The 9619-nt window shown below is 71.3% G+C and carries 10 protein-coding genes; 7 read left to right on the forward strand and 3 right to left on the reverse strand.

Annotated elements, in window-relative coordinates; genetic code table 11:
• Window positions 1–266: 266 nt before the first annotated feature.
• Complete coding sequence (gene ligA, locus ACWD4O_RS19845) at window positions 267–2411, reverse strand: NAD-dependent DNA ligase LigA (RefSeq protein WP_451281388.1); 2145 nt, start codon at window positions 2409–2411, stop codon at window positions 267–269.
• 353 nt (window positions 2412–2764) lie between these two features.
• Between ligA and ACWD4O_RS19850 the strand changes: the two genes are divergently transcribed.
• A complete protein-coding gene (locus ACWD4O_RS19850; protein WP_451281712.1) occupies window positions 2765–4033 on the forward strand; it encodes a PP2C family protein-serine/threonine phosphatase in 1269 nt (422 codons plus the stop codon).
• An 88-nt stretch (window positions 4034–4121) separates the two neighbouring features.
• The gene (locus ACWD4O_RS19855; protein ID WP_451281390.1) at window positions 4122–4502 is read left to right on the forward strand and encodes a hypothetical protein; all 381 of its coding nucleotides are present in this window, start codon (window positions 4122–4124) and stop codon (window positions 4500–4502) included.
• Between the two features lie 101 nt (window positions 4503–4603).
• Here ACWD4O_RS19855 and ACWD4O_RS19860 read toward each other — a convergent pair whose 3' ends face one another.
• The gene (locus ACWD4O_RS19860) at window positions 4604–5041 is read right to left on the reverse strand and encodes an ATP-binding protein (protein ID WP_450945009.1); all 438 of its coding nucleotides are present in this window, start codon (window positions 5039–5041) and stop codon (window positions 4604–4606) included.
• A gap of 346 nt (window positions 5042–5387) precedes the next feature.
• On the opposite strand from ACWD4O_RS19860, the gene ACWD4O_RS19865 reads away from it, so the two are divergent.
• The 3 genes from ACWD4O_RS19865 (at window position 5388) to ACWD4O_RS19875 (ending at window position 7409) form a co-directional block, all read left to right on the forward strand.
• Window positions 5388–6269 carry a helix-turn-helix domain-containing protein gene (locus ACWD4O_RS19865; protein ID WP_398420597.1) on the forward strand — a complete coding sequence of 294 codons (882 nt, stop codon included), beginning with the start codon at window positions 5388–5390 and terminating at the stop codon, window positions 6267–6269.
• Window positions 6266–6526, forward strand: coding sequence for a DUF397 domain-containing protein (locus tag ACWD4O_RS19870; RefSeq protein WP_451281392.1), 261 nt, complete (start codon window positions 6266–6268; stop codon window positions 6524–6526). The genes ACWD4O_RS19865 and ACWD4O_RS19870 overlap by 4 nt, the downstream gene beginning before the upstream one ends.
• Window positions 6527–6602: 76 nt before the next feature.
• Entirely contained in the window at window positions 6603–7409 is an 807-nt protein-coding gene (locus tag ACWD4O_RS19875; RefSeq protein ID WP_451281393.1) for an SAM-dependent methyltransferase, read from the forward strand.
• A gap of 47 nt (window positions 7410–7456) precedes the next feature.
• Here the strand turns inward: ACWD4O_RS19875 and ACWD4O_RS19880 are convergent, their stop codons facing one another.
• Complete coding sequence (locus tag ACWD4O_RS19880) at window positions 7457–8011, reverse strand: kinase (RefSeq protein WP_451281714.1); 555 nt, start codon at window positions 8009–8011, stop codon at window positions 7457–7459.
• Between the two features lie 86 nt (window positions 8012–8097).
• Here ACWD4O_RS19880 and ACWD4O_RS19885 point away from each other — a divergent pair, with 86 nt between their 5' ends.
• Entirely contained in the window at window positions 8098–8700 is a 603-nt protein-coding gene (locus ACWD4O_RS19885) for a hypothetical protein (protein ID WP_451281395.1), read from the forward strand.
• Between the two features lie 126 nt (window positions 8701–8826).
• Window positions 8827–9615, forward strand: a complete 789-nt coding sequence (locus ACWD4O_RS19890) for an SAM-dependent methyltransferase (protein WP_451281396.1) — start codon at window positions 8827–8829, stop codon at window positions 9613–9615.
• Window positions 9616–9619: the final 4 nt, after the last annotated feature.

Here is a 9619-nt window from a genome sequence, read left to right on the forward strand (position 1 = left end):
GAAGTGGCTGACGAGACCACTTCCCGACGGCCGTCATCGATTACCCGAAGGTAGGCGTTCACCTCTCCTTCCAGCCCTGGAACCCCATTTGACGTGTCGTCAGAGATCGGGTGACACGTGCTCCCCCTGCGGGAACAGTGCGCGATGAGCAACAAGTGCAGGATGAAACCACTCACAGGACCGCAGACGTCCGATGTGCCGAACGTCACCCTGCCCGCCTGCGATCTTGGCGTCGTCCGCCCGGAGACCTTCGGTCACCGTCACGGTCACGGTCGCGGGGCGGCCTCGAGGTGGCCGGCGACGATCTCGGCGAACTCGTCCGGGGTCGCGAGGCGGATGCCGAGCGTCTCGGCCTTGGCCCGCTTGGATCCGGCGTTCTCCCCGGCCACGACCAGAGTGGTCTTCTTCGAGACGCTGGAGGAGGAGCGGCCGCCGGCGCGTTCGATGAGCTCGTTCATCTGGTTGCGGCTCAGTTTCTCCAGCACGCCGGTCATCGCACCGGTGACGACCACGGTCATCCCGGCCAGCGCGCCGTCCGCTGCGTCCGCCCCGTCCGCCCGGCTCGCGCCCTCCGCGCCGCCGCCTTCGCCCTCACCTTCGCCGTCGGCGGTCTCGGCCGTCCTCGGGGCGGGCGGGGTGGCGCCGGGCTCGGTCATGTTCACCCCGGCCGCGGCCAGTCTGTCGATGAGCGGGGCGAGTTCGACGAGTTCGGCGACGATGGACGGGGCCTTCTCCGTGCCGATGCCGTCGACCTGCTGGATCGCCTCGGCGTCGGCGGCCCTGAGGTGGTCCATGGTGGCGAAGTACCGGGCGATACGGCGGGACATGGAGCGGCCGGTGCCGCGGACGCCGAGCGCGCACAGCACCCTCGACAGCGGCTGCGCCTTGGCCGCGCCGATCGCGGCGAGCAGGTTGTCGGTGCTGGTCTCGCCCATCCGCTCCAGCCCCAGGAGCTGCTCACGGGTGAGGGCGAACAGGTCGGCCAGGTCTGCGACCAGGCCCGCTTCGACGAGTTGGACGACGCGGGTGTGGCCGAGGCCCTCGATGTCGAGCTGGTCACGGCCCGCGGCGTAGGAGAGGGAGGCGACGAGATGGCAGTTGCGGCCGTTCTCGCAGCGCCAGCGCTGTTCGCCGGTGTCGATGCCCGAGCCGCACCGCGGACAGGCCTCGGGGAAGACGATGGGCTGTTCGTCTCCGGTGCGCAGATGGGCGACGGGGGCTTCGACGCGGGGGATGACGTCGCCCGCCCGGTGGACCATGACGTGGTCGCCCAGGCGCAGATCGCGGCGGGTGATGTCGGCCGGGTTGTGGAGAGTGGCGTAGGTGATGGTGGAGCCGTCGATCTCCACCGGCTCCAGGACCGCGCGGGGGGCGATGATGCCGGTGCGGCCCACGTTCCACTCGACCGCCAGCAGCCGGGTGATCTTCTCCACGGCCCGCAGCTTGTAGGCGGTCGCCCAGCGCGGTGCGCGCGAACCCGATCCTGCGGCCCGCTGGTCCGCCGCCAGGTCGGCCTTGACGACGATCCCGTCGATCCCGAACGGCAGCGAGGCGCGCAGTGCGGCGATCTCCGCCACCCTGGCCAGGACATCGTCGACGGTGTCGGCGGTCACGCCGGGCACGGCGGTGGTGGCCGTGGTGTTCACGCCGTACCCGGCGGCCCGCGCCATGAGCTCGCTGTGGGCGCAGCTCTCCAGCGTCTCGGCCGATGCCGGGTCGGTGTCGGCGAGGGGCAGCAGGCCGTAGCCGAAGAAGGTCATCGGCACGGTGTAGGCGCGTTCCCTGGCGCGCAGGGTGCCCGCGGCGGCGTTGCGCGGGTTGGCGAACGGCGCGCCGCCGTGCGCGGTGCGCACCTCGTTGGCGTGCTCGAACTGCTCGGTCGTCATCAGGACTTCGCCGCGCACCTCCACCGTGACCGGCTCCGCCAGTTCGTCCGGCAGGCCCACGACGGTGCCGATCGCGTGCGAGACGTCCTCCCCGGCCGTCCCGTCGCCCCGGGTGATCAGCCGCGTCAGCCGGCCGTGGGTGTAGCGGGCCGCGATCGCCAGGCCGTCCAGCTTCGGCTCCACGCTGTAGCGCTCCACCTCCCGGCCGATGCGTCGGGTCAGCGAAGCGGTCCAGGCCGTGAACTCCTCCGGCGAGAACACGTTGTCCAGGCTCAGCATCGGCGCCGTGTGCGGGACGTCGCCCTCGACGGCGCCGCCGGCCACCTTGCCGGTCGGCGAGTCGGCCAGCACCTGCTCCGGGTGTTCGGCCTCCCAGGCCGCGATGGCGCGCACCAGCCGGTCGTAGGCGTCGTCGTCCAGCCCGGACGTGCCGGCCGCGTAATAGGCGGCCGACGCCTTCACCGCATCCTCGACCGCCTGCGCGTAGGCGACGGCATCCACAATCACTGCACCGGGTGTTGTCATGGTCGACATCCTGCCTCCCACCACTGACAACGCCCTGGGACAGCGGCCGCGCCCGCTCCCTGTCCCGTTCCCCGCCCGCGGGCCTCCCGGCAACCGTAGATCCGCCCGGATCGCGGGTCGGCCGCCGCAACTTCCCGTCTCGCCCGGTAACTTGACGCGCCATCATATAGTTGCGAACGGCACGCGGTGATCCCTTGTCCCACGCCGCGCGGCCGGAAACCCACTGGAAAGGCACGACCCTGCGGAACGAACCGCACAGCCGCACCGACGACGCGTCCGCCGCTCTGTCCTCGCCCCGCCGGTCGGCGTTCTCCCCCGCGGCCGACGTGATCGGCTCGGAACTCGACCTGCGTATGACCGGCAGCCACGTCGTGCACGCCCTGACCCCCGGCTTCTGCGACGCGGCCTCCGTGTTCCTGCTGGAGCGCTGGCGTGTCGAGGAGAACGCGCACGTCGGCGTGGACCCGCCCCGGATCGAGGCGCGCCGGATCGCGCTGCGCGTCGGACCGGGCGCGCTGGAGGACTGGGAGGGGATGCTGCCGGTCGGCGAGGTGATCGCCTTCCCCCGCGACACGCCCTACGCCCGTGCGCTCACCGCCGGGCACGCACAGGTGCGCGACACCGTGGACCCGCACACCTCCGAGCGGCTCATCGCCTCCGGGGACGGTGCGGCGCGCGCCGTCGACCTGCTGCGGGTGGCGTCCTACCTGGTCGTCCCGCTGCGGCTGCGGGACGTGGCGATCGGCTTCGTGACCTGCACACGAGGACCGGACCGGCCGTCGTTCACCCCCGCGGACGTGGCCGCCGTGGAGGCGCTGGCCGCGCGGGCCGCCGTAGCCCTGGACAACGCGCGCCGGTACGAGCGCGAGCGGCGCACCGCGCTCGCCATCCGCAACAGTCTGCCGCCCGGCACGGCCCAGGAGTTCGAGGGCTGCCGCACCGCCCACGGCTGTCTGCCCGCGGGGCAGGGCAACCTCGTCGGCGGCGACTGGTCCGATGTGCTGCGGCGGCCCGGCGACCGGGTGAGTCTGATCGTCGGGGACGCCATGGGGCACGGTCCGGAGTCGGCCGTCGCGATGATCCAACTGCGCACCGCGGTCCGTACGTTGGCGGCGCTCGACATCCCGGCGGCCGATCTCATAGGCCGGCTCGACACGCTCGCCGGGGACTCCCCCGGCGTCTCCTTCGCGACCTGCATCTACGCCGAGTGGGACGCCCGGCAGCGCACCTGCACACTGGTCGGAGCGGGCCACCCTCCCCCGTTGCTGCGCGGCCCCGACGGTCTGACGGCCCCCGTCACGCTGACCGGTGCGGGTCTGCCCCTCGGGTTCGGTGCGGGCAACTACGAGGAGACCGTGCTGAGCGTGCCGGATCCGGCCCTGCTGGTGCTCTACAGCGACGGTCTGGTCGAGTCCCGGGACGCCGACATCGACCAGGAGATCAGCCGCCTCGCACGCACGGTGGACGCGGCAGCCGCCGTCGAGCCCGTCGGCGGCGACGGCTCGGACGCGCTGCCGTCACTGCCGTCCCTCTGCCATCGGCTTCTGCACGCGCCCTCCGGCGCGGCCGGAGCCGACGACCGCACCCTGCTGCTGGCCGAACTCACGCCCGTCGGCTGCTAGTTCGGCGGCGGCACAGGTTCGCCGGGTGGATCGGCGCAAGGCGACGCCTTCGTGATCCATACTCTGTGTCGGCAGCTTCGGGGAGGGCATGTCCATGCAGCACAGCGGTGGAAGTGCACGAGCGGTCACGCGAGCGGCGTCCGTCGTCGTTGTCGCCGTCCTGATGAGCAGTTGTTCGTCGGGCGATCCGGCACTGGCCGAGGAGTGGCAGCGGGAGTACTGCACCAAGCTGGGGTCCTGGCAGGACGTCGAGCACGCCTCGACGACCGGCGTGGCGGACGCCGAGTCGGCAGGGCAGGCGGTCATCGACGCCTCGAAGAGGCTTGACCGGGAAGGCCTTGAACACGGTGTCACCCACATCCTCGACGACACCGTCAACGCGGTCGGTGGCGACGTCGGGGCCGAGCGCCGTGCAGTGTCCTACTGCGACAGCTCAGGCTTCGAGACTCTGGTCGACTCGGCCGGCTAGTGCGGTGAGCGCATCGCCCGCCGGTGGCGCACCGAACTCGTGCCGCCCCGGCGCGCGATGTGCCATGCGGTCACAGCAACTGGTCACCGCCCCTGGCTCGCTCAGGAGGTCAGGGTCGCCCATACCGCGTTGCCGCCCGTGAGTCTCGACCGGTCGACGCCCCAGGCCTCGGCGAGTTGCTCCACGAGGAGCAGTCCGCGGCCGCCCTCGTCGTCCGGACCGGGTTCGCAGCGGGGCAGGCCGCGGCCCGTGCGGTCCTGATCGTGCACCTCGAGGCGCAGACAGCCGTCCGTGACCAGCCCGACGCCGCACAGGAACCGGTTGCCGAGTGTGTGCCGTATGGCGTTGGTGGCCAGTTCGGACACGAGCAGGACGGTGTCCGCGCACAGCTCGCCGGGCAGCCGCCATGCACTCAGCCGCGCGCCCATGGAGTGGCGGGCCACCGAGACGCTGGAGCGGTGGGCCGGGAGTTCGAGCCAGTGTGTGCGGTCCGGGCTCCAGGTGTCCAAGGGCTGAGGGGAGATCGTGTGGGGGGTCACGATGGTCGCCTTCCGTGGGGGGCGGGAGCAGCGGCCGAAGGCCGGGGAAGGTGAGCAGAAGGCCTGGGAGGAGGGGGTGTTCCGGGCGGGCCCTGCGCCGTGAACGCCCGAGCGGCCCGACTCCGGCGGGGGTGGGGGAGCTTGCTGCGGGAACGCTCGTGTTCGGCGGCGCGGTTCACACAACTAACTATGCTCGCACCTGAGTTCAGGCTGCAACCGACTGCCTGATAATTTCAACAAGCCGATATCCGTCTGTTCACTTCATCCGGTCACGGTCAGACTGGTGTCGGCGGCAGACCTTCAGGGTGAATGACCTTCAGGGTGAGTGACCTTCAGGAGGCGGAGCGTGAGCGAAGGCCGTTCGGGCACGGGCAGCGGCGGCACCGGCACGCCCACCGTTCTGCGCATGATCCTCGGCCGGCGACTGCAGGAGCGCCGCCAGAACGCGGGCGCGTCGCTGGAGGACGCGGCCAGGGCCCTGCGGGTCAAGCCCCTGACCATCCGCCGGCTGGAGAAGGCCGAGGTCGGCCTCAAGCCGCTCTACGTGGAGATCCTGCTCGAGACCTACGGGGCCGACCCGCAGGAGATCGAGGAGTTCGTCGCCCTCGCCGAGCGGGCCAACGAGCCCGGCTGGTGGCATCCGTACCGCGATGTGCTGCCGAGCTGGTTCAGCGGCTATGTGAGTCTGGAGACCGGCGCCAAGACCCTGCGCACCTACGAACCCCACTACGTCACGGGGCTGCTGCAGACCCCCCGCTACGCGCGCGGGGTCCTGAGCGGGGGCTTCCCCAACGACCACGACGACGATCTGCGGCGACGCGTGGACCTGCGGCTGCGGCGCCAGAGCCTGCTGGAGAGAGCCGACGCACCCACGTTGTGGGTGGTGATGGAGGAGGCCGTGCTGCACCGGGTGGTGGCGGCCCCCGAGGTGATGCGGGAGCAGATCGACCGGCTGCTGGAGGTCTCGGAGCTGGAGCATGTGAGCGTCGACGTCGTGCCGTTCACGGCCGGCGCCCATGTCGGCGCGTGCGCCCCGTTCACCTACTTCCGGTTCGAGGAACCCGAACTGCCCGACATCGTCTACACCGAGATCCTCTCCGGCGCCGTGTACCTGGACCAGCGCTCCGACGTCGCGGCACATCTGGAGGCGCACAACCGCATGTCCCTGCTGACCTCGGACACGGTCAGCAGGGCACTCCTGAACCGTATGCGCAAGGAGTACTCATGACCGGCACCGACAGCCAAGTCCACGACGTCTACAACGGGATGCCCGCCGCCGACCTCGGCGAGCAGGGCTGGGAGTCCCCGTGGAGCGGCCCCAACGGGGGGCAGTGCGTGCAGACGAAGCAACTCTCCGACGGCCGTGTCGCGATGCGGCAGTCGACCGACCCCGCCGGTCCCGCGCTGATCTACACCCCCGAGGAGATGGCCGCGTTCGTCGCGGGAGTCAAACGGGGCCTCGCCGACCACCTCGCGGCCGGCTGACCACCTCGCCGCCCGGCTGACCCCGGCCGAGACCCGAGCACACACCCCCCATGCACACCACCGAAGGGCACCGCACATGACCACCTCGAACGCCTCGCGGGACATCGACACCAGCAGGCCGCACTCCGCCCGGATGTACGACTACTACCTCGGCGGCAAGGACCACTTCGAGGTCGACAAGCAGGCCGCCGAGACCGTCGCCGCGGCCTACCCGGGCATCTTCGTGTGCGCGCGGGAGAACCGCGCCTTCATGCACCGCGCCACCCGGGTCCTCGCGCAGGAGCACGGCATACGCCAGTGGCTGGACATCGGCACCGGCATCCCGACCGAGCCGAACCTGCACCAGGTCGCGCAGTCCGTGGTGCCCGAGGCGCGGGTCGTGTACGCCGACAACGATCCCCTCGTCCTGAAGTACGCCGAGCGGCTGATGCGCAGCACGGCCCTGGGGCGCACGACCTACGTCGAGGCGGACGTCAACGACCCCGACGCGCTGCTCGGCGCGCCCGCGCTGGCCGAGGTGCTGGACCTGGACAAGCCGGTGGCGCTGTCGCTGAACGCCCTCATGCACTTCGTCACCGACGCCCAGGACCCGTACGGCATCGTGAGTCGGCTGCTGGCCGTGCTGCCCTCGGGCAGCGCGCTGGCACTCAGCCACTGCACACCCGACTTCGACCCGGCCACCTGGCAGAAGGTCACCGACATCTACACGGGCGCCGGAACGCCAGTGCAGTTCCGCTCGCAGAACGACGTCGCGCGGTTCTTCGACGGGCTGGACCTGCTCGACCCGGGCGTCGCGGTCGGCCACCGCTGGCGTCCGGACAGCGCCCCGCAGGCCACGGACGCCGAGGTCAGCCTCTGGACGGGCGTGGGCATCAAGCCGTAGCAGGCCGACTGACCGTCACAGGAACCTGAACCGGAACCGGAACCGACTCATGATCCGCCGGACAGGTCCTGATGCTCCCGGGCCGGAAGGCCGTCCAGGCCCGTGTCGAGCATGATGCGGTCGACGGTCTGCGTGAGGGTGCTGTCGGCGCCGATGACGGTCTCGGCGCCGTCCGGCAGCAGATCGAGGTGCCGGTACCAGTCGCGCAGGTCCGCCTCGCCGACCTCGTCGGCGTACGGCTTGGTGGCGTGGCGCACGAGGGTCTCGGCGAACGGCACATGCAGGTAGTAGCCGTGGGTCGGGCCGCGATGGTCCGCGCGCAGGCGCGCGAGCATGGCGCCGTAGCGGTCGGCGTACAGGATGCCCTCGAGGACGACGTGGTAGCCGGCGTCCAGGGAGTAGCGGGCGACGGCGTCGATCAGCCCGATGTTCGCCGCGCCGGGCCGGTCGTGCTCGCGCAGCACGACACGCCGCAGGTTGTCCTGCGCGACCAGGGCCAGGCCCCGGCCGAACCGGTCACGCAGACCGGCCGCCACCGACGACTTGCCCGAGGCGCTGTTCCCGCGCAGCACGATCAGCCGGGTCTCCCGGGTGCCCACCATCACACCGCCACGCTACCGGGACCCGCGACGGTGTCATGAGTACGACGACTCATGACGCGGGCCGCGAGGCACGCGAGGATCGACGCATGACGAGGATGAGACGCACGGAAGTCCGGTTCGCAGTACCGCTGTTGGCGACCCTGGCCGTACTGGTCGCGGGGTGCGGAACCGAGCGGGCGGGGGACACGGCCGGGGACACCGCCGGGGACGGCGGCTCCTCGCGGGCCGCGGCGCGGACGCCGAGCGCGCCGGTGGACTTCACATGCCCCGGCGAGAGCCCCTCACCGACGCCCACGTCGAGCGTGCCCGCCGCCGGCTCCTCCTCCGTCTCCGCCACACCGCCCGTCGACCACTACGCCGAGAACCACGGCTTCATGGTGCCGATCCCCTTGCACGGTGAGCGCCGCTGCGCCGGGCTCGCGGCCGCCGAGCGCATCGAGGCCGCGCTGGAACCGCTGCGCGAGCGCGGCGACTTCGCCCCGGAGAGCACCCGTGGCGCGCTGACCGGCCTCGGCTACTCCGCCGAGAAGGTGCAGTCCTACCAGAACGGCCCCACCGGGGTGAGCTTCCTGGTCGACGCCCGCCCGCTGTGCCTGGAGGGCACGATGAACTCCGGGACCACGAAGGTGGAAGCGTTCGCCGGCTATCCCGACCACACCGGCTGCGACCGTCCCTCCGGCGGCCACTGAACCGTGTACACGTGAAAGCACTGTTCGAGCCGGTCGAAAACGCGAACTGGTGTACGTGAAAGGGTCATTGGGACGTAAGTTGTGGCTCGAACTGCTCACGCCTCGGCTGAAAGACGGACGCACCTCATGACCGACCAGCAGAACATCGACACGTCGGTGCCGCACTCGGCCCGCATCTGGAACTACTGGCTGGGCGGGAAGGACAACTACCCCGTCGACGAGCAGGCCGGCGACGCGTACACCGACGTCTTCCCCGGCATCGTCACCATCGCCCGCAGCAGCCGAGCCTTTCTGCGCCGCAACATCACCCACCTGGTCTCCGAGGCGGGCATACGGCAGTTCCTGGACGTCGGGACGGGCCTGCCGACCGCCGACAACACCCACGAGGTCGCCCAGCGCCTCGCCCCGGAGTCGCGGATCGTCTACGTCGACAACGACCCGCTGGTCCTCGCGCACGCCCGCGCCCTGCTGACCTCCACCGCCGAGGGCGCGACCGCCTACGTCGACGCCGATGTGCTGGACCCGGAGCGCATCCTGGCGGCGGCCGCCGAGACGCTGGACTTCAGCCGCCCCACCGCGCTCATCCTCAGCAACATCCTGGGCCATGTCGCCGACTACGACCAGGCCCGCTCCATCGTCACCCGGCTGCTGGCGGAACTGCCGTCCGGCAGCTACCTCTCCGTCAACGACGGTTCGCGGGGCATCGACCCGGTCTTCGAGCAGGCGCAGGACGCCTACAACGAGAGCGGCGCCGTGCCCTACAACCTGCGCTCCGTGGACGAGATCACCGCGTACTTCGACGGCCTGGAGCTCCTGGACCCGGGAGTCGTCCCGGTCCCCCTCTGGCGCCCGGAGGCCTCCTCACCGGCCCCGGCGGTCATCGGCGAGCACGGCGGCCTGGCCCGCAAGCCGTAGCCGC

The sequence above is a fragment of the Streptomyces sp. NPDC002623 genome (assembly GCF_053592635.1).

Excerpts from the sequence above, each read along its gene's own strand:
- ligA (WP_451281388.1), bottom strand. The coding sequence starts at position 2,411 with ATGACAACACCCGGTGCAGTGATTGTGGATGCCGTCGCCTACGCGCAG.
- ACWD4O_RS19850 (WP_451281712.1), top strand. The coding sequence starts at position 2,765 with ATGACCGGCAGCCACGTCGTGCACGCCCTGACCCCCGGCTTCTGCGAC.
- ACWD4O_RS19855 (WP_451281390.1), top strand. The coding sequence starts at position 4,122 with ATGTCCATGCAGCACAGCGGTGGAAGTGCACGAGCGGTCACGCGAGCG.
- ACWD4O_RS19870 (WP_451281392.1), top strand. The coding sequence starts at position 6,266 with ATGACCGGCACCGACAGCCAAGTCCACGACGTCTACAACGGGATGCCC.
- ACWD4O_RS19875 (WP_451281393.1), top strand. The coding sequence starts at position 6,603 with ATGACCACCTCGAACGCCTCGCGGGACATCGACACCAGCAGGCCGCAC.
- ACWD4O_RS19880 (WP_451281714.1), bottom strand. The coding sequence starts at position 8,011 with ATGGTGGGCACCCGGGAGACCCGGCTGATCGTGCTGCGCGGGAACAGC.
- ACWD4O_RS19885 (WP_451281395.1), top strand. The coding sequence starts at position 8,098 with ATGACGAGGATGAGACGCACGGAAGTCCGGTTCGCAGTACCGCTGTTG.
- ACWD4O_RS19890 (WP_451281396.1), top strand. The coding sequence starts at position 8,827 with ATGACCGACCAGCAGAACATCGACACGTCGGTGCCGCACTCGGCCCGC.